Source organism: Enterobacter asburiae (assembly GCF_008080435.1).
GTDB classification, from domain to species: domain Bacteria; phylum Pseudomonadota; class Gammaproteobacteria; order Enterobacterales; family Enterobacteriaceae; genus Enterobacter; species Enterobacter asburiae_C.
In genome coordinates this window covers 37,713-60,811 of the sequence record NZ_VRKN01000010.1, presented here as the reverse complement: position 1 = coordinate 60,811, position 23,099 = coordinate 37,713, and the positions used below count along the sequence as shown (strand labels likewise).

The 23,099-nt window shown below is 56.8% G+C and carries 22 protein-coding genes; 3 read left to right on the top strand and 19 right to left on the bottom strand.

The genetic code is table 11. The features are described 5' to 3' along the window. Positions 1–87: 87 nt before the first annotated feature. Both FU672_RS17825 and FU672_RS17820 read right to left on the bottom strand, forming a co-directional pair. A complete protein-coding gene (locus FU672_RS17825) occupies positions 88–783 on the bottom strand; it encodes a pirin family protein (protein ID WP_000639796.1) in 696 nt (231 codons plus the stop codon). A 123-nt stretch (positions 784–906) separates the two neighbouring features. Next, positions 907–1,944: an oxidoreductase gene (locus FU672_RS17820; RefSeq protein WP_148244244.1), complete on the bottom strand. Its 1,038-nt coding sequence runs from the start codon at positions 1,942–1,944 to the stop codon at positions 907–909. 256 nt (positions 1,945–2,200) lie between these two features. On the opposite strand from FU672_RS17820, the gene yhhY reads away from it, so the two are divergent. Continuing rightward, on the top strand, positions 2,201–2,689 hold the full coding sequence (gene yhhY, locus FU672_RS17815) for an N-acetyltransferase (RefSeq protein ID WP_148244243.1): 489 nt from the start codon (positions 2,201–2,203) through the stop codon (positions 2,687–2,689). Between the two features lie 88 nt (positions 2,690–2,777). Here the strand turns inward: yhhY and ggt are convergent, their stop codons facing one another. After that, positions 2,778–4,520, bottom strand: a complete 1,743-nt coding sequence (gene ggt, locus FU672_RS17810) for a gamma-glutamyltransferase (protein WP_148244292.1) — start codon at positions 4,518–4,520, stop codon at positions 2,778–2,780. A gap of 126 nt (positions 4,521–4,646) precedes the next feature. Here ggt and FU672_RS17805 point away from each other — a divergent pair, with 126 nt between their 5' ends. Continuing rightward, entirely contained in the window at positions 4,647–5,024 is a 378-nt protein-coding gene (locus FU672_RS17805; protein ID WP_061716143.1) for a DUF2756 family protein, read from the top strand. On the opposite strand, the gene ugpQ is transcribed toward FU672_RS17805, so the two are convergent. The 10 genes from ugpQ to livK form a co-directional block, all read right to left on the bottom strand. Then, on the bottom strand, positions 5,008–5,754 hold the full coding sequence (gene ugpQ / locus FU672_RS17800) for a glycerophosphodiester phosphodiesterase (RefSeq protein ID WP_148244242.1): 747 nt from the start codon (positions 5,752–5,754) through the stop codon (positions 5,008–5,010). The two genes, FU672_RS17805 and ugpQ, sit on opposite strands and share 17 nt — an antisense overlap. After that, positions 5,751–6,821: a sn-glycerol-3-phosphate import ATP-binding protein UgpC gene (locus FU672_RS17795; RefSeq protein ID WP_148244241.1), complete on the bottom strand. Its 1,071-nt coding sequence runs from the start codon at positions 6,819–6,821 to the stop codon at positions 5,751–5,753. Before FU672_RS17795 ends, ugpQ begins: the two co-directional genes overlap by 4 nt. Before the next feature lies 1 nt (position 6,822). Beyond that, positions 6,823–7,668, bottom strand: a complete 846-nt coding sequence (gene ugpE / locus FU672_RS17790; RefSeq protein WP_148244240.1) for a sn-glycerol-3-phosphate ABC transporter permease UgpE — start codon at positions 7,666–7,668, stop codon at positions 6,823–6,825. Continuing rightward, positions 7,665–8,552 (bottom strand): sn-glycerol-3-phosphate ABC transporter permease UgpA, encoded by an 888-nt coding sequence (ugpA, locus tag FU672_RS17785; RefSeq protein WP_148244239.1) that lies wholly within the window; start codon positions 8,550–8,552, stop codon positions 7,665–7,667. Before ugpA ends, ugpE begins: the two co-directional genes overlap by 4 nt. A 134-nt stretch (positions 8,553–8,686) precedes the next feature. Next, the gene (gene ugpB / locus FU672_RS17780) at positions 8,687–10,003 is read right to left on the bottom strand and encodes a sn-glycerol-3-phosphate ABC transporter substrate-binding protein UgpB (RefSeq protein WP_148244238.1); all 1,317 of its coding nucleotides are present in this window, start codon (positions 10,001–10,003) and stop codon (positions 8,687–8,689) included. A 273-nt stretch (positions 10,004–10,276) separates the two neighbouring features. Further along, positions 10,277–10,990, bottom strand: coding sequence for a high-affinity branched-chain amino acid ABC transporter ATP-binding protein LivF (gene livF, locus FU672_RS17775; RefSeq protein WP_008500102.1), 714 nt, complete (start codon positions 10,988–10,990; stop codon positions 10,277–10,279). Between the two features lies 1 nt (position 10,991). Further along, positions 10,992–11,756, bottom strand: a complete 765-nt coding sequence (gene livG / locus FU672_RS17770; protein ID WP_023334148.1) for a high-affinity branched-chain amino acid ABC transporter ATP-binding protein LivG — start codon at positions 11,754–11,756, stop codon at positions 10,992–10,994. Then, entirely contained in the window at positions 11,753–13,030 is a 1,278-nt protein-coding gene (locus FU672_RS17765; RefSeq protein WP_148244237.1) for a high-affinity branched-chain amino acid ABC transporter permease LivM, read from the bottom strand. Before FU672_RS17765 ends, livG begins: the two co-directional genes overlap by 4 nt. Next, on the bottom strand, positions 13,027–13,953 hold the full coding sequence (gene livH, locus FU672_RS17760) for a high-affinity branched-chain amino acid ABC transporter permease LivH (protein ID WP_013099131.1): 927 nt from the start codon (positions 13,951–13,953) through the stop codon (positions 13,027–13,029). The genes FU672_RS17765 and livH overlap by 4 nt, the downstream gene beginning before the upstream one ends. A 46-nt stretch (positions 13,954–13,999) precedes the next feature. Then, positions 14,000–15,109 (bottom strand): high-affinity branched-chain amino acid ABC transporter substrate-binding protein LivK, encoded by a 1,110-nt coding sequence (gene livK / locus FU672_RS17755; protein WP_029741814.1) that lies wholly within the window; start codon positions 15,107–15,109, stop codon positions 14,000–14,002. 424 nt (positions 15,110–15,533) lie between these two features. On the opposite strand from livK, the gene panM reads away from it, so the two are divergent. Continuing rightward, positions 15,534–15,923, top strand: a complete 390-nt coding sequence (gene panM / locus FU672_RS17745; RefSeq protein WP_024906695.1) for an aspartate 1-decarboxylase autocleavage activator PanM — start codon at positions 15,534–15,536, stop codon at positions 15,921–15,923. 102 nt (positions 15,924–16,025) lie between these two features. On the opposite strand, the gene livJ is transcribed toward panM, so the two are convergent. From livJ to ftsY, 6 genes are all read right to left on the bottom strand, one after another. Beyond that, on the bottom strand, positions 16,026–17,126 hold the full coding sequence (gene livJ / locus FU672_RS17740; protein ID WP_072163886.1) for a branched chain amino acid ABC transporter substrate-binding protein LivJ: 1,101 nt from the start codon (positions 17,124–17,126) through the stop codon (positions 16,026–16,028). Between the two features lie 197 nt (positions 17,127–17,323). After that, the gene (locus tag FU672_RS17735; protein ID WP_148244236.1) at positions 17,324–18,589 is read right to left on the bottom strand and encodes a 4-aminobutyrate--2-oxoglutarate transaminase; all 1,266 of its coding nucleotides are present in this window, start codon (positions 18,587–18,589) and stop codon (positions 17,324–17,326) included. 136 nt (positions 18,590–18,725) lie between these two features. Then, the gene (gene rpoH / locus FU672_RS17730) at positions 18,726–19,583 is read right to left on the bottom strand and encodes an RNA polymerase sigma factor RpoH (RefSeq protein ID WP_148244235.1); all 858 of its coding nucleotides are present in this window, start codon (positions 19,581–19,583) and stop codon (positions 18,726–18,728) included. A gap of 251 nt (positions 19,584–19,834) precedes the next feature. Further along, positions 19,835–20,890 (bottom strand): permease-like cell division protein FtsX, encoded by a 1,056-nt coding sequence (gene ftsX / locus FU672_RS17725; RefSeq protein WP_028017960.1) that lies wholly within the window; start codon positions 20,888–20,890, stop codon positions 19,835–19,837. Then, complete coding sequence (gene ftsE / locus FU672_RS17720; RefSeq protein WP_023310016.1) at positions 20,877–21,548, bottom strand: cell division ATP-binding protein FtsE; 672 nt, start codon at positions 21,546–21,548, stop codon at positions 20,877–20,879. Before ftsE ends, ftsX begins: the two co-directional genes overlap by 14 nt. 2 nt (positions 21,549–21,550) lie before the next feature. Further along, positions 21,551–23,011 carry a signal recognition particle-docking protein FtsY gene (gene ftsY, locus FU672_RS17715; protein WP_148244234.1) on the bottom strand — a complete coding sequence of 487 codons (1,461 nt, stop codon included), beginning with the start codon at positions 23,009–23,011 and terminating at the stop codon, positions 21,551–21,553. Positions 23,012–23,099: the final 88 nt, after the last annotated feature.

Below are 23,099 nucleotides of genomic sequence, written 5' to 3'. Positions count from 1 at the left end.
CTGAGAAATCTTGAAGTGAGAGATTTGCTCAGTTTATCACGGACAAAGCTCAACCTTCCCCGTTTAAAGGGAAGGTTGAGTAATTATTTATACCGGTGGTAAATCAAACAGCAGGATTTCACTTTCGCTGTCGGCATGCACGGAGAGCGCCTGCTCATCCCAGATGGCCAGACCATCAGCGGTTGTTGCTTTGGTGCCGTTGATGGACACTTCACCTTTCACCACCTGGATCCAGACGCGGCGGTTGGCGGCAATCTGATGCACAGACTGTTCGTCTTTTGCCAGCGCCCAGCGGTACAGCTCCATATCCTGATGCACCTTCAGGGAACCTTCACGCGCATCCGGGGACAGCACCAGCTGTTTGCCCTGTTTCGCGTCGAAGCGGCGCTGCTCGTAGCGTGGCGTGATGCCGGTCTCTTCTGGAATGATCCAGATTTGATACAGGTGCAGTTTTTCCGTTTTGCTCGGGTTGTACTCGGAGTGACGTACCCCGGTACCCGCGCTCATAATCTGGAATTCGCCCGCCGGAACCTGCTCTTTGTTGCCCATGCTGTCCTGGTGCTCAACCGCCCCTTCCAGCACATAGGTCAGAATTTCCATGTCCTTGTGCGGGTGGGTACCGAAGCCCTGGCCTGCGTCAATCACGTCGTCGTTAATCACGCGCAGTGCGGAGAAGCCCATGAAGTTCGGGTCGTAGTAGTCGGCAAACGAGAATGAATGCCATGAGTCCAGCCAGCCATGATTCGCGTGACCACGTTCGTTTGCTTTGCGTAAGTAGATCATTGTTTTCACCCTCAGTTCGTTTCGATGGAGTAAGTGTGGACGCAAACGGTCTGGGATCATAGAGGGTGAAAATTGACTCCTCTGTTCAAAAATTATGAACAAGCCCAGAGGAGCCGTTTTTGCTTATTTCGCGAGGGTTATCATGGCAGGAGAAGCCTGTTCGAAGGCCCGTTCAAGGATTTCCAGGTTGGTCAGAACGTCAGATTCCTTGACGTAATTTGGCGCGCCGTCTGTGAGAGTCTCAAACAGCGCATCGTACACGCGGCCATAGTCACCCACTTCCGGTTTGAGTTCTTCTTTTGCGGTTGTGCCATCTGCCTTCATATACTCCAGCACACCCACAGAATCATCCGCCGCAAAGCCCGGTTCGCCCGGCATGATATTGGCCTTCAGGCTGGTCTCTTGCTGGTCAATGCCGTACTTAATGAACGAGCCTCGGGTGCCGTGAACGATAAATTTCGGATAGTCGATTTTCACCAGATGGCTGGTTTTGACGATGGCTTTCAGGTCGCCGTAGAACAGCTGCGCTTCAAAGGTGTCGTCCGGGTTGGCTTTATTACGCAGACTGCGGATGTCATACGCTACGTGGTCCGGGCGGCCAAACAGGGAGATGATCTGGTCCATGGTGTGCACGCCCAGACCATAGAACGAACCGTCCTGCGGCAGGCCGGGTTGGGTTTCCGCTACCGGACGGTAGTAATCGAAGTGACTTTCGATTTCCACGATGTCCCCCAGCTTGCCGCTTTCAATCGCTTTTTTCGCCGTCAGGAAGCAGCTGTCAAAGCGACGGTTCTGGTACGGCGTAACGGTCAGGCCTTTACTTTTCGCCAGCGCGAACAGTTCCTTCGCTTCGGCGATAGTCGGGGTGAACGGCTTTTCCACCAGCACGTTTTTACCCGCTTCCAGCGCACGTTTCGCATAATCAAAATGGCTGTCGGCGTGGGTGCAAACAACAACCAGTTTGACCTGCGGATCGTTAAGTACGTCATCGAGATCGCTGGTGAAATGGATGTGTGAATACTGCGGGGATTGCTCTTCCGGCTTTGCGCGGCGGCGGTAGATATGGGCCACATGCCAGCTGTCTTTACGGTTGAGAACATACGGCAGGTGGTAGCGGGTCGTACTTTTACCAAATCCAATAAATGCGCAATGTAGTGTCATGGCTCAGTCCTTTTGGAAGGTTACTGAGTCTAACCATAACAAAAAAAAAGCCAGCTAAAAGCTGGCTAAAGTAATACTGGAAGCAATGTGAGCAATGTCGTGCTTTCAGGTTCCCATAGGGGTCTTCCTGAATGCAGAGCAATAATAATCATTCTCATTCGCACTTGTCCAATACTTTTTGCAAAAAATAGCAGTTGACTCAAATTTTAAAGTCATTGATGTTGGAAGGGACGTTTAACTGACTGAGGAATAAGGAATGAGTGAGATAGTGATACGCCACGCAGAACCGAGAGATGCCGAAGCCTTACGCCAGAACTACATGCATCCAGGGGTGTATCACGACACGCTACAGCTACCTCATCCTTCCCTTGAGCACTGGCAAGAACGTCTTATTGCAAAACCCGGGCAAAAACGCCTGGTCGCCTGCATTGATGAGCAACTCGTTGGCGATCTGATGCTTCAGGTGGAAGCCAGCCCGCGACGCAGCCATGTGGCAACGTTCGGTATCAGCGTTGCGGCGCATGCACAGGGGCGCGGTGTGGGGAGTGCGCTAATGCGTGAGATGATCAACCTGTGCGATAACTGGATGCGCATTGAACGGATTGAATTGACCGTATTCGCCGATAACCCTCCCGCTCTGGCGCTGTACCGGAAGTTTGGTTTTGAAATCGAAGGTACCGGCAAGAAATTTGCCCTGCGCAACGGAGAGTATGTGGATGCGTATTATATGGCGCGGATGAAGTAGTTTGTTGCCCTCACCCTAACCCTCTCCCACAGGGAGAGGGAATGAAAAACGTAGGCCGGGTAAGGCGAAGCCGCCACCCGGCAACACATCAATACCCCGCCGACAAATCATCCACCGAACGCGGATCGGAAGCGCCAAACAGCGCCCCGTCTGGGCCCACCATAATGCTCTGGGTGCTGCCCATCGCCTCTTTCACCGCCACCTTCTGCCCGCGCTGCTCCAGCAGCTTGATGGTGTCCGGGCTAAAGCCTTTCTCGACGCGCAGCTCGTCCGGCAGCCACTGGTGATGGAAACGCGGGGCGTTGGTCGCTTCGGCGACATTCATCCCAAAGTCGATGCTGTTCACCACCATCTGCAGCACGGTAGTGATAATACGGCTGCCGCCAGGGCTGCCGGTCACCAGCCAGGTTTTCCCGTCTTTCACGACGATGGTAGGCGACATGGACGACAACGGACGCTTCTTCGGCCCTACCGCATTCGCATCGCCGCCCACAAGCCCATAGACGTTCGGCACGCCCGGTTTGGCAGAGAAGTCATCCATCTCGTTGTTCAGCAGAATGCCGCTGTTACCCGCCACAATCCCGGTACCGAAGGTGGTATTAAGCGTATAGGTCACCGCCACCGCGTTACCGTCTTTATCCACCACCGAGAAGTGGGTGGTCTGGTTGCTTTCATACGGCGCCAGCTTGCCGGGGCGGATCTCGCTCGACGGCCTGGCCTTGTTGATATCGATCTGATCGGCAATGGATTTGGCATACGCCTTGTTGGTCAGCGCCTGCCACGGCACCTTCACGAAGTCCGGATCGCCGAGATATTCCGACCGATCGGCGTAGGCGCGTTTTTCCGCTTCCGCCATCACCTGCATGGCGTCCGCACTGCCGAAGCCGAACTTATGCATATCAAAGTTTTCAAGAATGTTGAGGATCTGCACGATGTGGATCCCGCCGGAGGACGGTGGCGGCATGGAAAAGACCTCGTACCCGCGATAGGTGCCGCTAATCGGCTCGCGCTCCACCGCCTTGTATTCCGCCAAATCCGCTTTGGTGATAAGCCCGCCGTTCTTTTGCATCTCTTCCGCAATCTGGTCGGCAATAACCCCTTTGTAGAAGGCGTCCGGACCGTGCTCCGCAATCAGCTCCAGGCTTTTGGCGAGGTTCTTCTGCACCAGCTTATCGCCCTTCTTCAGCGGCTCACCGTCTTTCCAGAAGATCGCTTTGCTGTTTTCATGATTCGGAATGACTTCGCTGCCGTAGGTCTTGAGATCGTCCGCCAGCGCATCGTTTACCACAAAGCCATCCCGCGCCAGCTTGATGGCAGGCTGCACCACTTTATTCAGCGGCAGGGTGCCGTATTTTTCCAGCGCCAGCGAGAAGCCCGCGACGGTGCCCGGCGTGCCGGAGGCGAGATGGGAGGTCAGGGATTTTTTGCTGTCAGGGTTACCCTGATCGTCGAGGAACATATCGCGGGACGCCTGAGCAGGCGCCATCTCGCGGAAGTCGATGGCCGTCGTTTTGCCATCTTTGGTGCGCAGCATCATAAAGCCACCACCACCCAGGTTACCCGCCTGCGGATGCGTCACCGCCAGCGCATAGCCGACGGCGACCGCTGCATCCACCGCGTTACCGCCCTGTTTGAGAATATCGACGCCCACTTTTGTTGCCAGCGCATCCACTGACGCCACCATGCCATGGGTTGCCCGCACGGGATGAAAAACATCTTCCTCCACGCCGTAAGAGACCGGAGGCGCCGCTGGCGGGTTCGCCGCCACGCTAAATGTACCGCCTGCCATCAGCGCGGCGATGGCGACCCAGCGCAAAAACGTTGGTTTCATCATTATTGTTCTCCAGGTGAAGGGATCCATATTCCCCGCTTAAGCCTGGTTCACAACTCCTAAAAAATCATCGTCATGGTGAAATCAGGGTAAACTTAAGAGAGACCTCAAAAGGAGGAAATGACAATGAAACGCTTGATGATTCTTACGGCGCTGATCCCGTTTGCCGCGCTCGCACAGCCACTCAACACCATGAACAACCCGAACCAGCAGGGTTATGTTATCCCGAGCCAGCAGCGTATGCAGACCGAGATGATGAGCCAGCAACAGCAGCAGAAAGGGATGCTTAATCAGCAGCTTAAAACGCAGACCCAAATGCAGCAGCAAAGCCTGCAAAATCAGATGAACGCCAACACCCAGCGCGTGCAGCAGGGGCAGGTCCGTGAGCAGCCGCTGCCGAATAAAAACGGCGGGATGTTAGGGGGGATGACATCGTCAGGCAGCGGACAGCAGCATATGCTGCCGCCGCAGTCGAATGGCAGTATGCTTAATCCGCAGAACTAAAATCCGGGCCGATCAGGTCGATCGCATCGGTACAGATGCTGTCCACGCCCCAGCGCAGCAGTTCGGCTGCACGCTGGGGTTTGTTAACGGTGTAGACCAGAATATGCAGACCCGCGTCTTTCAGCATCTTTACCCGCACCTCATCCAGCAGCTTGTGATTGAGATGGATAGAGACACACGCTAAGCGAGTCGTCAGCTCGCGCCAGTCCTCGCGCCACTCGTCAAGCAGCAGCCCGCGCGGCAGCTCAGGCACGGCTGCCTGTGCCGCTTCCAGAGCATCGATCTCAAACGAGGAGAGCAGCGGCGCGGTCATCCCTTCCCACAGCTCGCGCGCGGCCAGCGCAATCACTTTGCCCGTCAGCGGCCCGGTGCCGGTGGTCGGTTTGATTTCAATATTGGCCATCATGCCATGCTGGCGACAGCGATCGGCCACTTCCGCCAGCAGCGGCAGCGGTTCACCTTTGAATTCTCCGCTGTACCAGCTTCCGGCGTCCACTTTCAGCAGATCGCGCCACGGCAGTTCACCCGCCACGCCCCAGCCGTTGCTGGTACGTTCGAGGTTGTCGTCGTGCAGCAGGAAAATTTCGCCGTCTTTCGACAGCTTGGCGTCGAACTCGATCATCGTGTGACCGTAATACGCGCCGGTGTCGATAGCCGCCAGGGTGTTTTCCGGCGCCAGCTTACCGCCGCCCCGGTGGGCGACGACGTGGGGATAAGGCCAGTTGCTCATACTCGTTGTCCTGTTTCACCGTCAAATAAGTGCAGGTGATTTTCCGGCAGGTGCAGCCACAGCGTGCTGCCGGCTTTAGGGCGCTCCTGATGAGCCAGGCGCACCACCATTTTTTGCTCGCCCCAGCGCCCGTGCGCCAGGTTATCTGCACCCAACATCTCCAGCGTGTCCATCACCAGCGGCACGCCGCCGTCCGCCTGAGAGGTTAAACCGATATGCTCGGGGCGGATACCGAGCGTCATTTTACGCCCGGCGTAGCCACGATAGTACCAGTTGATCGGCAATGCCATCCCGCTTTCCAGTTCAAAATGCGTGCCCGCGCTGCTGATACGCCCTTCCAGCAGGTTCATTGCCGGGCTGCCGATAAAGCTCGCCACAAAGCGGCTGGCCGGTTTCTCGTACACTTCTACCGGAGTGCCAATCTGTTCGGCGATGCCCTTGTTCATCACCATCACACGCTGGGCGAGGGTCATGGCTTCGACCTGATCGTGCGTCACGTACAAGGAGGTGGTTTTCAGACGACGGTGCAGTTGCTGCAGCTCAAGGCGCATCTGCACGCGCAGCTTGGCGTCGAGGTTAGAGAGCGGCTCGTCGAACAGGAATACCGCCGGGTCGCGCACGATGGCGCGCCCCATCGCCACGCGCTGGCGCTGCCCACCGGACAGCTCGCGCGGGCGGCGCTTGAGCAGGCCGTCCAGCTCCAGAATGCGTGCCGCTTCTTTCACACGCTCCTCGATATGGCCTTTGCCCATGCCGCGAATTTTCAGCCCCCAGGCCATGTTCTCCTCCACGCTCATGTGCGGATAGAGAGCGTAGTTCTGGAACACCATCGCGATGCCGCGATCTTTTGGCTCCATCTCGGTAACACGCTGGCGGTCAATCCAGATATCCCCGGAGGTCACGCGCTCCAGCCCCGCCACCATGCGCAGCAGCGTGGATTTGCCGCAGCCGGACGGGCCGACCATCACGATGAACTCGCCGTCCGCCACGTCGAGCGTTAACGGCTGAATAACCTGGGTTTTACCATCCCAGCTTTTGGTGACTGCCTGTAATTTTAAACCTGCCATCTTATTTCTCGCTATCGACCAGGCCACGGACAAACGCACGCTGCATGGCTAAAACAATGACTACGGGTGGGATAAGGGTGAGCAGCATCGCCGCCATTACCTGGTTCCAGAGGGTAGTGCCTTCGCCAGTGGCGATCATGCCTTTGATGCCCGCCACGGCGGTGCCGAGATTGACGTCCTGAATAATCAGCAGCGGCCACAGATACTGGTTCCAGCCGTAGATAAAGGTGATCACAAACAGCGCCGCAAGGTTGGTTTTCGACAGCGGCAGCACGATGTCGCGGAAGAAGCGCATCGGCGACGCGCCGTCGATGCGCGCGGCTTCGATCAGCTCGTCCGGCAGGGTCATAAAGAACTGGCGGAACAGGAAGGTGGCGGTCGCCGAGGCCATCAGCGGCAGGGTTAACCCCGCATAGCTGTCGAGCATCTTCAGGTTGGCGATCACTTCTACCGTCGGGAAGATACGTACTTCCACCGGCAGCATCAGGGTGATGAAGATCATCCAGAAGAAGAGGTTGCGCAGCGGAAAGCGGAACCAGACGATGGCGAAAGCCGAGAGCATCGACACCGTGATTTTGCCGACCGTAATGCCAAACGCCATGATGAAGCTGTTGAGCATCATCAACCAGAACGGTGCGCTGTTAGCGCCCACGCCCTGGGTCCAGATGGTCTTCATGTTCTCGAAAAGGTGCCCGCCGGGGATCAGCGTCATCGGCGTGTCGAACACCGCTTTAGTGTCCAGCGTGGCGGCGACAAATGCCACGTACAGCGGGAAGAGGATGACGATGATCCCTAAAATCAGCATGGTATGGCTGAAAATCGTCAGCCCGGGACGGTTCTCAATCATTGGTAGCGCACCTTACTTTCGACATAGCGGAACTGCACCACCGTGAGGATGATGACGAGGAACATCAGCACGACAGACTGCGCGGCAGAGGCAGAAAGATCCAGACCGGCGAAGCCTTCGCGGTAGATCTTATAGATAAGCGTCGTTGTCGCCTGCACCGGGCCGCCTGCGGTCGCCGCATCGATCACCGGGAAGGTGTCGAAGAAGGCATAAACCAGGTTCACCACCAGCAGGAAGAAACTCACCGGGGCGATCAGCGGTAGCGAAAGCTTAAAGAAACGGCGGATCGGGCCTGCGCCATCAATCGCCGCCGCTTCCACCAGCGAGCGAGGAATGGACTGCAGCGCGGCAAAGAAGAACAGGAAGTTGTAGCTGATCTGCTTCCACACCGAGGCGAACACCACCAGGAACATCGCCTGGCCGCTGTTCTGGGCGTGGTTCCAGTCGTAACCCAGTTCTGCCAGGAAGTGGGTAATCAGCCCGCGGCCAGGGTTAAACAGGAAGATCCACAATACGGCCGCCACGGCGGGGGCCACGGCGTAAGGCAGCAGCATCAGCGTCTGATAAATACGGCTGCCGCGCACTACGTAATCCACCAGCGCGGCGAAGAACAACGACGCCACCAGACCGCTGACGGTCACCAGCGCGCTGAACTTCATCGTCGTCCAGAAGGAATCCAGGTAGTAGCTGTCATGGAACAGCGCGGTAAAGTTGTCCAGGCCAACAAACTGGCTTGACAGCCCGAACGGATCGACGCTTTGTACCGAGTACCACAGCGCTTCACCCGCAGGCCAGATAAAGAAGATAACGGTGATGACCAGCTGCGGCGCGACCAGAAGATAGGGCAGCCAGCGGGAACGGAACACCGGACGGGATGATGACATTGAGATTTGGTTCCTGAACAATGCCGGGTGGCGATTTCGGTTTTCTCCCTCTCCCTGTGGGAGAGGGTTGGGGTGAGGGCATCAGACCGCATTAATTCGTAGGCCCGGATCGCTACTCGTCACCGGGCATTTTTTTACGATTTCGTCGACTGCTCAAAGCGGCGCAGCAGCTGATTTCCGCGCTCTACCGCAGAGTCCAGCGCCTGCTGTGGCGTTTTCTTACCGGTCCACACGCTTTCCAGCTCTTCATCCACGATGGTGCGGATCTGCGGCATATTGCCCAGACGCAGGCCTTTGGTGAACGGCAACGGCGGCTTGTTCAGCATCTGGCGCGTCGCGATGTCCGCCCCTGGGTTCTTGCTGTAGAAGCCCTGCTCGCGGGTCAGGTCATACGCGGCTTTGGTGATCGGCAGGTAGCCGGTCTTCTGGTGCCATTCGGCGGCGTTTTCAGGCTTCGCCAGGAAGTCGAGGAACTCGGCCACCCCTTTGTAGGTGCCCTTGTCTTTACCCTGCATCACCCACAGGCTCGCCCCGCCGATAATGGCGTTCTGCGGCGCACCCTTCACGTCAGCGTCATACGGCATCATGCCCACGCCGTAGTTGAATTTGGCGTAGTGACGGATATCCGCCAGCGAGCCGGACGAGGCGGTGGTAATGGCGCAGTCGCCGTTGTAGAACTTCTCGGTGGATTCGTCTTTACGCCCGAAGTAGCTGAAATCGCCCTTCTTGTTGAGTTCTTCCAGCAGCGCGATGTGCTTCACCTGCTCCGGCTTGTTGAACTCCAGTACCGCATCGGTGCCGTCGAAGCCGTTGTTTTTGGTGGCAACCGGCAGACCGTGCCAGGCGCTGAAGTTTTCAATCTGGATCCAGCCCTGCCAGCCGCTGGCGTAGCCGCACTTCATGCCTGCGGCTTTCAGTTTCGCGGTGTACTCCGCCAGGTCCTGCCAGGTTTTTGGTGGTTGTTCCGGGTCTAAACCGGCTTTCTTGAAGGCGTCTTTGTTGTAGTACAGCACCGGCGTAGAGCTGTTAAACGGCTGAGACAGCAGATGGCCGGTTTTGGAATCCGTGTAGTAACCCGCTACGGTCGGCACGAACTGCGATTCGTCGAAGGTAATGCCCGCGTCTTTGAACACTTCATAGACCGGCTTGATGGCTTTGGAGGCCATCATGGTGGCGGTACCCACTTCATAAACCTGTAACAGCGCTGGCGCGTTACCGGTACGGAAGGCGGCGATGCCCGCGCTCAGGCTCTGTTCGTAGTTGCCTTTGTACACCGGCACAATTTTGTAATCCGGATGGGTGTCGTTGAAACGCTGCGCCAGGGAGTCAACTTCTTTACCCAACTCCCCTTCCATGGAATGCCAGAACGGAATAGTGGTGACAGCCATTGCGTTCGTCGCAAAAGCCAGACCCAGTGCCAGACCCAAAGCTGTGTGTCGTAACGATGTCATTGTCATCTCTCTTATTGTGCCGGATGCGCGATATCACGCGTTTTATGCTCGCGAGGTAACATGACATGCTCGAATGACAGAAAAATAACTGTTTGCTTACAGATAGGTGACAGCCAGGCGTCAGGGGGATGATGGTTGTGTGAAGGGGGGTTGGGTGTGTTGGATTGGGTGCGGTCTGGTGCCCTCACCCCGACCCTCTCCCACAGGGAGAGGGAGAAAAGCGATCGATTCCCTCTCCCTGCGGGAGAGGGTTAGGGTGAGGGGGAAACGCGATTAACCGCCTAAATACGCGCTCCGCACCGCCTCGTTCGCCAGCAGCGCGTCGCCGGTATCCTCCAGCACCACGCGGCCGTTCTCCAGCACGTAGCCACGGTCGGCCAGCTTCAGCGCCTGGTTGGCGTTCTGCTCGACGAGGAAGATGGTCATCCCCTCTTTACGCAACTGTTCGATGGTGTCGAAGATCTGCTGAATGATGATCGGCGCCAGACCGAGCGACGGTTCGTCCAGCAGCAGCAGACGCGGCTGGCTCATCAGCGCGCGGCCAATCGCCAGCATCTGCTGCTCACCGCCGGACATGGTACCCGCACGCTGGATGCGGCGCTCCCACAGACGCGGGAAGAGTTCATATACCCACTTGATGCGGGTCTGGTATTCATCGCGGTGGGCAAAGAAGCCGCCCATCGCCAGGTTCTCTTCCACCGTCATGCGGGAGAAGACGCGGCGCCCTTCCGGAACAATCGCCACCGCCTCGCGCATGATTCTGGCGGTCTGCCAGTCGGTAATGTCTTTGCCATCGAACACAATCCGCCCGCTGGTGGCGCGCGGGTCGCCGCACAAGGTGCCGAGCAGCGTGGTTTTGCCCGCGCCGTTAGCACCAATCAGGGTCACGATTTCACCCTGATTGATATGCAGGCTGACGTCGTGCAGCGCCTGGATCTTGCCGTAGTGCGCATTGACCTTGTCGAACGTTAACATCGCTTTTTCCATCTTATGCCTCACCAAGGTATGCGCGGATCACGTCCGGGTTGTTGCGGATCTCTTCCGGCGTGCCGTTTGCCAGCGGCGTGCCCTGGTTTACCACGTAGATACGGTCAGAAATGCCCATCACCAGCTTCATATCGTGTTCGATCAGCAGGATGGTGGTGTCGTGACTATCGCGCAGCTCGGCAATCAGCTCGTCCAGCTCTTTAGTCTCTTTCGGGTTGAGCCCTGCCGCCGGTTCGTCGAGCATCAGGATTTCCGGCTGCGTCACCATGCAGCGCACAATCTCCAGACGACGCTGATCGCCGTAGGCCAGGTTGCTCGCCTGACGGTTGGCGTGCTGCAGCAGGCCAATTCGGTCGAGCCAGGTAGCGGCGCGGTCAAGCGCTTCATCCTGCGCGCGGCGGAAGGCCGGGGTTTTCAGCAGGCCGGAGAACAGCCCGGTTTTCAACTGCTGATGCTGTGCCACCAGCAGATTCTCAATCACCGTCATCTCGCGGAACAGGCGCACGTGCTGGAAGGTACGCACCACGCCCATACGGGCAATCTGCTGGCCCGGCAGCCCTTCCAGGTGCTGGTCGCGCAGCATGATGGTGCCACCCGTCGGCTTGTAGAAGCCGGTCAGACAGTTAAAGACCGTGGTCTTTCCCGCGCCGTTCGGGCCAATCAGGGAGACAATCTCTTTCTTGTGCAGATCCAGATTCACGTTATTGACCGCCAGCAGGCCGCCAAAACGCATCATCAGACCGTTAACGGATAATAAAGGCTTCATGCCTGCTCTCCTTTCGCCTGAGTGCGTTTCAGCTTCAGCTGTGGACGGGTCATCGGCAGCAGACCCTGCGGACGCCAGATCATCATCAGCACCATCAAACCACCCAGCATCAGCATGCTGTATTCGTTAAAGTCGCGCATCAGTTCACGCGAGACCACCAGCAGGATGGCCGCGAGGATAACGGCGAACTGCGAGCCCATCCCGCCCAGCACCACAATCGCCAGCACAAAGGCGGATTCGGCAAAGGTGAACGATTCCGGGCTGACGAAGCCCTGACGCGCGGCAAACAGCGTTCCGGCGAAACCGGCAAACGCGGCGCTGATGGTGAACGCGGTCAGCTTGATGCGGGTCGGGTTCAGGCCCAGGGAGCGGCAGGCGATCTCATCTTCACGCAGCGCTTCCCACGCGCGGCCCAGCGGCATGCGTAGCAGACGGTTAATCACGAACAGGGTAATCACCACCAGCAGCAGCGCCACCAGATAGAGCCAAATCACGCGGTCGGACGGGTCATACTTCACGCCGAAGAAGTTACTGAAGGTGTCCCAGCCGCCTTCGCGGGCGGTACGGCTGAACTCCAGGCCGAAAAAGGTCGGTTTCGGGATCTGGCTAATGCCGTTCGGGCCGCCGGTCACTTCGGTGTTGTTCAGCAGCAGGATACGGACAATTTCGCCGAAGCCCAAGGTCACAATCGCCAGGTAGTCACCGCGCAGGCGCAGCACCGGGAAGCCAAGCAGGAAGCCCGCCGCGGCAGAGACCAGCCCCGCCAGCGGCAGGCAGGTCCAGAAGCCGAGACCGTAATAGTGGTTCAGCAGCGCGAAGGTATAGGCGCCGATGGCGTAGAAGCCGCCGTAACCCAACACGAGCAGTCCTGACAGACCCACCACCACGTTCAGACCGAGACCCAGAATTACGTAGATCATGGTCAGGGTGGCGATATCCACAGTGCCACGAGACACCACAAACGGCCACGCCACGGCAGCTACCAGCAGCGCCACGAGGAACAGCTTTTGCTTAACGGTTGAGCCGTCGATTGCCGGCAGCACGAATTTCGGCCCGGAGACGTTTTTCAGCGTCTTCTGGAACAGCGGACGCAGCAGCTGGAACAGGAATACCACGGCAGTGCCGATAAACACCCACTGCCAGCGGATGTCGGGGGCGGTATCCACCACCAGCTTCGTGCCGTCCAGACCTAACTGGACGCCCATAAAGACACCCGCCAGCACGAAGAACATGGCGGCAGAGAGCAGCGCCATTGCAAAATGCATCGGTTTCATACTTTCTCTACCTCCGGACGGCCCAGAATACCGGTAGGCATCACCAGCAGAACCAGAATCAGCAGGGCAAACGACACCACATCTTTATATTCGGTGCTCAGGTACGCCGAGGAGAGCGCTTCGGCTACGCCCAGGATCAGGCCGCCGATCATCGCGCCCGGAATACTGCCGATACCGCCCAGTACCGCCGCGGTGAAGGCTTTCATCCCGGCCATAAAGCCGATGTACGGGTTGATTACGCCGTAGAACTGGCCGAGCAGGACACCCGCCACCGCCGCCATCGCGGCGCCAATCACGAAGGTCAGGGCAATGACGCGGTCGGTGTTGATGCCGAGCAGGCTCGCCATCTTCAGGTCTTCTGCACACGCGCGGCAGGCGCGTCCCATACGCGAGTAGCGGATGAACAGCGTCAGGGCGAGCATTGCAATAAAGGTCACGACCCAGATCACCAGCTGCATGGTGGTGATAGAGGCCGAGAAGTTTTCGCTGGCCCCTACAATCCACTGGCCGTTAAACAGGCTTGGCAGCGCCACGTCGCGCGAACCTTCGGTCAGGCTGACGTAGTTTTGCAGGAAGATCGACATCCCGATCGCGGAAATCAGCGCAATCAGACGCTTGGAGCTGCGCACCGGCCGGTAGGCCACGCGTTCGATGCTCCAGCCGTAGGCGCTGGCAATCACAATCGCGCCAACAAAGCCGGCGGCGACCAGCAGCCAGCTGCTGTCGATGCCCATCATCATCAGCGCGGCGATAATCATAAAGGAGACGTAACTACCGATCATGTACACCTCGCCGTGGGCGAAGTTGATCATGCCGATAATGCCGTAAACCATCGTGTAGCCGATGGCGATCAGCGCGTAGGTGCTTCCCAGCGTGACGCCGTTAAACATCTGCTGCAGGAAATAGAGAAACTGCTCGGACATATGCAAACCTTTTTATACCCGCCCGTCAGTCCGGGCGGTGGGATAATTATTTTGCGGCCGAGGACGAACCGTCGGCGTGCCACTTAAAGACACCAAACTCAAATCCCTTCAGATCGCCTTTCTCATCCCAGTTCAGCGGCCCAATCACGGTGTTCGCCCCGTGTGCTTTTAAATCTTTCACCAGATCCAGCGGTTCTTTGCTGCCGGAGCGATCCAGCGCGGTGGCCAGAGACTGCACGGCCGCATAGGTGATCCAGACGTACGGACCACTCGGATCTTTCTTCTGCGCCTTGAGCGCATCCACGATAGCCTTGTTGGCCGGATCCTGGTCATAGCGTTTTGGCATCGTCACCAGCATGCCTTCGGCAGAATCCCCCGCGATGTTTGACAGGGAGGCATTGCCCACGCCCTCTGGCCCCATAAACTGGGTTTTCAGACCAGTCGCGCGCGCCTGGCGCAGCATCTGGCCCATCTCCGGGTAGTAGCCGCCGTAGTAAACGAAGTCGATATTCTCTTTTTGCAGACGGGCGATCAGCGCGGAGAAATCTTTCTCACCGGCGGTAATGCCGTCGAAGAAGACGATGTTAGCGCCGCCTTTTTTCAGGCCGTCCTGCACGGAGCGCGCCAGGCCTTCGCCGTACTGCTGTTTGTCATGAATAATGGCAATGCGCTGTGGCTTAACGGTGTCGAGGATGTATTTGGCGGCGGTGGGCCCCTGCGAGGAGTCCAGACCGGCGGTACGCATGATGTGCTGATAGCCGCGCTGGGTCAGCTCCGGGTTGGTGGCGCCAGGGGTGATCATCAGAATACCTTCGTCTTCGTAGATATCAGACGCAGGCTGGGTGGAGGATGAGCACAGGTGGCCGATCACATACTGGATACCGTCGTTGACGATTTTGTTGGCGACCGCGACGGCCTGTTTCGGATCGCAGGCGTCGTCATATTCCACGCCCACCAGCTTGTCGCCCTTGATGCCACCCTTAGCGTTGATGTCTTTGATGGCCTGGCGCGCGCCGTTGAACTCCATGTCACCCCACTGGGCAACCGGGCCGGACATCGCCCCCACTACCGCAACTTTAATGTCGTCTGCCATAGCGGCATGCGAGATCGACAGTGCGACCATCCCCGCGATTAACGTCTTCGCGTTCCTTTTCATCTCTGAATCCCCATTCGTGATGTCGTGTTTATATTTTGTTTTATTATGGTTAAAAAGCATTCTGTACTTTTAATGAACAACGCTATTTTTACCAGTGCCTTTAATGGTTTAGCGCAGGTTTTTGTCAAAAACCAGACTAAAATCTCTATTTTTCAGGCGATTAAGCAAAGATAATATTCTGAAATCAGGCAGAGATAAACAAATAAAAGTGCAGTTTGCAGCATAAAATAACGGTACAAAGCGCCGAATAAATCACTACCGCTCAGGTTAAAATTCTGCTTATTTTTCGATCCATGTGTTTTCAAACTGCCCATCGCGTTGCCAAAAAACTAATCACCTGGTTAATGAGAATAAAAAGAGGAAGCCGCTGAGTGAATAAATTGAGTACACTGCCCCTACTCAATCTGATTTGGACAAGTAGCTAATGAAACTGACTATCGTGCGTCTGGTGACCTTTAGCGACCAGGATCATATCGACCTGGGCAAGATCTGGCCGGAATATTCCCCTTCGTCACTTCGCGTTGATGAGACCCACCGCATTTATGCCGCGCGTTTTAACGAGCGCCTGCTGGCTGCGGTTCGCGTAACCCTGAGCGGTACGGAAGGGGCGCTGGACTCGCTGCGCGTACGTGACGTCACCCGTCGTCGCGGGGTGGGGCAGTATTTAATTGAAGAAGTGATCCGTGAAAACCCGAGCGTAACCTCATGGTGGATGGCTGACGTGGGCGTGGAAGACCGCGGCGTGATGGCGGCGTTTATGCAGGCGTTAGGGTTTACGGCGCAGGAGAGCGGGTGGGAGAAGCGTTTGGGGTGATGCCCTCACCCCGGCCCTCTCCCACAGGGAGAGGGAGAACACCGAGCGATCCCCTCTCCCTGTGGGAGAGGGTTAGGGTGAGGGCATCAGGCCGCACCAGTACTATTTTGCGTCAGTAGCAGTCCCGTTAGCATGCCAGTCAAACACGCCGAACTCGAAGCCTTTCAGATCGCCCTTCGCGTCCCAGGAGAGTGGCCCCATGACGGTCTCGACGGTATTCGCTTTCAGCCAGGTGGCAATTTCAGCCGGATCGGCTGACTGGTTCAGGCCCGCCTGCAGAGACTGCAGCGCCGCGTAGGTGGTCCAGACGAACGCGCCGCTTGGATCCTGTTTCTTCGCCTTGATGGCATCTACGATAGGTTTGTTCGCAGGGACCTGGTCGTAGTTCTTCGGTTTGGTCACCAGCAGGCCTTCGGCTGATTCACCCGCAATGTTAGACAGGGACACGTTCGCCACGCCTTCCGGGCCCATAAACTGGGTTTTCAGGCCCGCAGCGCGCGCCTGGCGCAGGATCTGACCCATTTCCGGATGGTAGCCACCGTAGTAAACGAAATCAATATTCTCTTTCTTCAGACGCGCTACCAGGGTGGAGAAGTCTTTCTCACCGGCAGTGATCCCGTCGAAGAACACCACGTCGGCATTCGCTTTCTTGAGGTTGTCCTGTACTGAACGCGCCAGACCTTCACCGTACTGCTGCTTGTCATGAACGATGGCAATGCGCTTCGGCTTCACTTTTTCAACGATGTATTTCGCCGCGGTTGGGCCCTGGTCAGAGTCCAGACCGGTGGTACGCAGGGTCAGCTTGTAACCACGCGCGGTCAGCTCTGGTGCAGTCGCCGCCGGGGTGATCATCAGAATACCTTCGTCTTCGTAGATGTCAGACGCTGGCTGAGTAGAGGAAGAGCACAGGTGGCCGATAACGTATTTGATCCCGTCGTTCACCACTTTGTTCGCGACCGCGACCGCTTGTTTCGGGTCACAGGCATCATCATATTTTACGATCTGCAGTTTTTCGCCTTTGATACCGCCCTTAGCATTAATGTCTGCAACCGCCTGCTCAGCGCCCGTAAATTCCTGGTCGCCGTACTGTGCTACCGGACCGGACATTGCGCCAACAACAGCCACCTTGATGTCTGCCTGTGCCATGGTGCTGAATGCCAACGCGATACATCCTGCCAGTAACGCTTTACCCTTCATGTTCATCCTGAGATTCCCCATTATTATGGTTATTACGATTGTTGTGATGTTGTTGTGCAGCGCTTTATGTCAGTTATAGGTGTGCTGTCCGCGCTTTTTCAGCATACTCTGCTAAAACATACCCGATTTTTATGATTTTGGAATAGCTAATTTGAAATGAATATATGATAGGCCCGGCAGGGATTTTCGCCGGGCATATGGCTTTAACGTGTCAGCGACGCGAAGATAATGTCCAGCGCTTTACGGAACTGCACTTCAGGGATAGTGAGCGGATAGAGGAAACGAATGACGTTGCCGTAGACGCCGCAGCTCAGAAGAAGCAGCCCTTCCTGCAACGCGCGCTCCTGCACCTGGCGGGTAAATTCCGGCGAAGGCTGACCCGTTTGCGGATCGTTAAACTCCACCGCCACCATCGAGCCTTGCGCGCGAATGTCAGCGATATACGGGCAGTGTTCCTTCGCTTTGTTCAGCACTTCCACCAGGTGATGGCCAAGATGCGCCGAGCGCGTGCAGAGATCCTCTTCATCAATCACGTCGAGCACGGCATGCGCCGCCGCAATCGCCAGCGGGTTCCCGGCGTAGGTACCGCCCAGCCCGCCCGGTGCAGGGGCGTCCATGACCTCTGCCCGGCCCGACACCGCTGAGAGCGGCATCCCGCCCGCCAGGCTTTTCGCCATGGTGATCAGATCGGGCTTCACGCAGTGGTGTTCCATCGAGAACAGCTTGCCGGTACGGGCGAAGCCGCTTTGCACCTCGTCGGCAATCAGCAAAATACCGTGGGTGTCGCACAGGGCGCGCAACGCCTGCATAAAATCAGCTGGCGCAATGTTGAAACCGCCCTCCCCCTGAACCGGTTCGAGAATAATCGCCGCGACCTGGTCGGGTGCGATATCCGCTTTAAAGAGACGTTCCAGGCTTTTCAACGCTTCCGACGTGCTGACGCCGTGCAGTTCATTCGGATACTGCGCGTGATACACCGAACCGGGGAACGGGCCAAAGCCGAGCTTGTACGGCGCAACTTTCCCGGTCAGGGCCATGGTCATAAAGGTACGGCCGTGGAACGCGCCGCCGAAGGTGATAAGGCCGGGACGTCTGGTGTATGCCCGGGCAATTTTGACCGCGTTTTCGACCGCTTCTGCCCCCGTGGAGAAGAACGCCGTTTTAGCCGGACCGTCAACAGGTACGCGCTGGTTGATGCGCTCGGCAAGCGCGACATAGCCCTCATACGGCACAATCTGGTACGCCGTATGGGTAAACGCGTGGAGTTGTTTTTCGATGGCGGAAATGACTTTTGGATGGCGATGGCCGGTATTCAGCACCGCGATCCCGGCGGCGAAGTCGATGTACTCGTTGCCTTCCACGTCCCACACCGTGGCGTTTTCAGCTTTATCGGCATAGAAGTTACACATCACGCCGATGCCGCGCGGCGTCGCCTGTAAACGCCGGTCGTTTAGTTCGTTATTTTTCACCCTGTCCCCCTGAGAAAGTTGCCTGCTTAGCGCATCAGTAAGTGTTTGCCAGGGGGAGGGAATTCGCCAGAGCGGGCGCTAAAAAAACAAAACCCCCGAATTTGCATTCGAGGGTTCTCGGCATACTTCGCGGAAATTACGCTTCGATAGCGGCGCGAAGTTTTTTCATGGCGTTCTTTTCAAGCTGACGGACACGTTCCGCAGAAACGCCGTAGCGGTCGGCCAGCTCCTGCAGCGTGGACTTGTTGTCTTCGTCCAGCCAGCGGGCGCGGATAATATCCTGGCTACGTTCGTCGAGGCCTTCCATCGCATGGGTAAGCTTGTTCGCGGCCTGATCTTCCCAGTTATCCTCTTCGATGCCATCAGCAAAGTTCGAGGTTTTATCCTGCAGATACAGAACCGGTGCCATCGGCTGGCTGTCAGAGGCGTCGTCGTCGGAGGACATATCAAAGGTCATGTCCTGCGCGGCCATACGGGATTCCATCTCACGCACGTCTTTGCTGGTCACGCCCAGCTCGCGCGCCACCATTTCCACTTCATCCTGATTGAACCAGCCCAGACGCTGCTTGGCTTTACGCAGGTTGAAGAACAGTTTGCGTTGCGCTTTTGTCGTGGCGACTTTCACGATACGCCAGTTGCGCAGCACGTATTCATGAATTTCTGCTTTGATCCAGTGTACGGCGAAGGAGACCAGTCGCACACCCACTTCCGGGTTGAAGCGACGTACAGCCTTCATCAGACCGATGTTACCTTCCTGAATCAAGTCCGCCTGCGGCAGGCCGTAGCCCGCATAATTACGAGCAACGTGAACAACAAAGCGCAGGTGAGACAGGATCAGCTTCTTCGCTGCTTCCAGATCGCCCTGGTAATGCAGCTTTTCAGCAAGCTCCTTTTCTTCCTCGGCCGTTAACATCGGCCAGGTGTTCGCAGCCCGGATGTAAGATTCCAGGTTACCAACAGGGGCTAAAGCTAAAGTTTGCATTTCTTTGGTCATTCATTCCTCTCAATGTTTCTTCTGGTCCAGGTCGTCCCCGTCAGGCAACAACCATGCCAAAGCGTTTGAGCAACGAGATTAGCATTCACTCTTTTATCAGACAGTGATTTTATCCACAAGTTCCAGGTGCAACGGTGAATAAATTACGCACAAAATGTGACATGGAAATGATAACAGGGGAAGCGACAACAGGGACGCTTTCCCTGCAGAGCGAACATCTCAGTGCAGGGAAAGATTATATCACGCTTTTATTAGTCGGGAGTAAAGTGACGTAAATGTTGAACGGTTGCCAGCCAGGCTGCCACCCACCCAATCATCGAGCAAACCAGTAGCAGTAACAGGCACTCATCGAACCCTAAGCCACTGATATCAAACTTCGTTCCGAAAACCTGCGCCACTTCAGTCACAGCAGATGAAAGCCGCATCACCAAAATTTCTGACAATATCAGTGAAAGAAATGCGCCGGAAAAACCGAGCAGTGCGCCACCGTAAAGGAACGGTCGGAGGATGAAACCATCCGTCGCACCAATCAGTTTCTGCACATTGATGGTATCGCGACGGGCAAAGATGCTCAGGCGTACGCTGTTACCAATGACGAGGAAGACCGCCGCCACCATCAGCACGCCAATCATCGCCGCGACGCGTCCTACCAGCCCGGTCAGGGCAGAGAGACGCGCAAACCAGCTGTCATCCATGCGCACTTCATCAATGCCCTTAATGCGCGTGATGCGATCGCGCAGGGTGTTAAGCGAATCGGTCCCCTGGAAATCCAGCTTCGGGATCACCACCGCCACGGCGGGCAGCGGGTTCTCTTCGAGCATATCCAGTGCACCGCCAAAGCCAGACCAGTTACGGAACTCGCCCAGCGCGTCTTCACGTGAGAGATAGTTGACCTTCTCCACGCCCTGCTCGGCCTGGATTTGCCCAACCACCTGCGCCGCGGCGTTATCGTCGAGCGCTTTATCCAGATAGACCGTGATCTGCGGGGACGGATAATACTGTGAGGCCGCCTGGTTGACGTTTTTATAGACCATATAGCAGACGCTTGGCAGCGTCAGGGAGATGGCGATCACCATCACCGTCAGGAACGTCGCCAGCGGTTTGCTTTTCAGGTCCTGCAGCGCGCCGTGGAAAGCGTAGCGCACCTGCTCGTTAAACACGTTGGTTTTTCGGGAGGCCGGTTTTGGCGCGGCCTTCTGGCGCTTCGGCGCATTACGATTGCCGTCACCACCGCCCTGCGACTTACGGAAACGGTCAAACCGGTTTCCGAACTGCCGAATCTGGTTTATTGCATCACGCTTGTTCACCGTGGCCTCCGTGCAAATGCCCGTCGCTTAGGGTCAGCATGCGGTACGAACGACGGGAAATGAGCCCGATGTCGTGCGTCGCCATCAATACCGTGACCCCTACGCGGTTGAATTCCTCAAACAGACGCAAAATCCCTTCGGAGAGGGCATCGTCCAGGTTACCGGTCGGTTCATCCGCCAGCAGCACCGCAGGCTTGTTCACCACCGCGCGGGCGATGCCCACACGCTGCTGTTCACCGCCGGAGAGCTGGATCGGGAAGTTCTTCGCTTTGTCCAGCAGCCCGACCTTATCCAGCGCCGCAGAGACGCGACGGCGGATATCGTCATAGCTGGCACCGGCAATAATCAGCGGAATGGCCACGTTATCGAAAACGGTGCGATCCATCAGCAGGTGGTGATCCTGGAAAATCATGCCGATCTGACGACGCAGGAACGGCACTTCGCGGTTTTTCAGGCGGCTGATCTCATGGCCGCCGAAAAAGATTTTCCCGGCGCTTGGCCGCTCGATCCCACAGATAAGCTTGAGCAGGGTACTTTTCCCCGCGCCGGAATGGCCGGTCAGGAATGCCATCTCGCCCGGCTGCAGGTGGAATGTCACCCCCTGCAGCGCTTGTCTCCCACCGAGATAGGCCTTGCTGACGTGTTCAAAGCGAATCATTGTTAGTCCTCTCGGGCAAATAATGCCTCAATAAAGTCGTCCGCCTTAAACGGACGCAAATCCTCAATACGCTCGCCCACACCGATGTAACGGATAGGAATACCAAACTGATCGGCCACGGAGAAGATCACCCCGCCTTTGGCGGTGCCGTCCAGTTTGGTCAGCGCAATCCCCGTCAGTCCTACCGCTTCATTGAACAGCTTCGCCTGACTGATGGCGTTCTGTCCGGTGCTGGCATCAATGGTCAGCATAATTTCATGCGGTGCGTCTTCGTCCAGCTTCTTCATGACGCGAACGATTTTCTTCAACTCTTCCATCAGGTGCGATTTGTTCTGCAAACGCCCTGCAGTATCGGCAATCAGCACGTCCACGTTGCGCGCCTTCGCCGCCTGGATGGCGTCGAAGATCACGGACGCGGAATCCGCGCCGGTATGCTGGGCAATCACCGGGATGTTATTGCGCTGGCCCCAAACCTGCAGCTGCTCAACCGCTGCCGCACGGAAGGTATCGCCCGCCGCCAGCATCACCGATTTACCCTGCTGCTCGAACTGGCGCGCCAGCTTGCCGATGGTGGTAGTTTTACCCACGCCGTTCACGCCAACCATCAGAATAACAAATGGCGTTTTGCCTTCAATATTAAGCGGTTCCTCAACTTTTGCGAGAATTTCACCCATCTCGTCTTTCAGCAGACCGTACAGCGCTTCGGCGTCGCGCAGCTGTTTGCGGCTCGCCCCTTCGGTCAGATTGGCGATGATCTTACGGGTGGTTTCCACGCCAACGTCCGCAATCAGCAATTGTTCTTCCAGCTCTTCAAACAGATCGTCGTCGATCTTCTTGCCGCGGAACAGACTGATAAATCCGGAACCTAAGTTTTCTTTGGTTTTGAGCAGACTGCGTTTCAGACGCGCGAAGAAACCTTCTTTGGTCGGTTTTTCCTGCTCCTGAACGATCTCTTCTTCCGGCTGTTCTTCCACCGGCACAACAATGACCGCTTCTTCAGCGGCTTGTGCCGCCAGCGCCTGAGCTTCCAGCTCTTCGTCAGTCAGCTCTGGCTCGAGTGCCGTCTCTTCTTCCACCGCCTCAACAATTTCAACGGTTTCCGCTTCGGCCTGCCACTCTTCGGCAGAAACCTCTTCGGCTTTCACCTCTTCCGGCAACGGCAGCTCTTCGTGTTCGATAACGGCCTGCGGCACTTCGGCAACGGCGTCGATGACAACCGGTTCTGGCTTCTCGCTCTCCTGAACCTGTTCCGTAACCTCAACCACTTCTTCTGCAAAGGATTCAATCTCTTCTTTGCTGTGCGCCGTTTCTTCCGCTTCGACTACCGCGGCGGTTTCTACAGGCGTTTCAGGCTGTGACTGCTCTTCAACGGCTTGTTGCTCTTCGGTTTTCTGTTCTGTTTCTTGCTCTTTTTCACCGAAGCCCAGCCAGGAAAAGAAGCCACGTTTTTTTTGTTTTGCCATCTGCGACTACACTCCTCGCGGCGCTATATACATGGAAGCTAAAAAAATGATGAAATAGTCTAACACTTTACTTAATTGACATCACCGC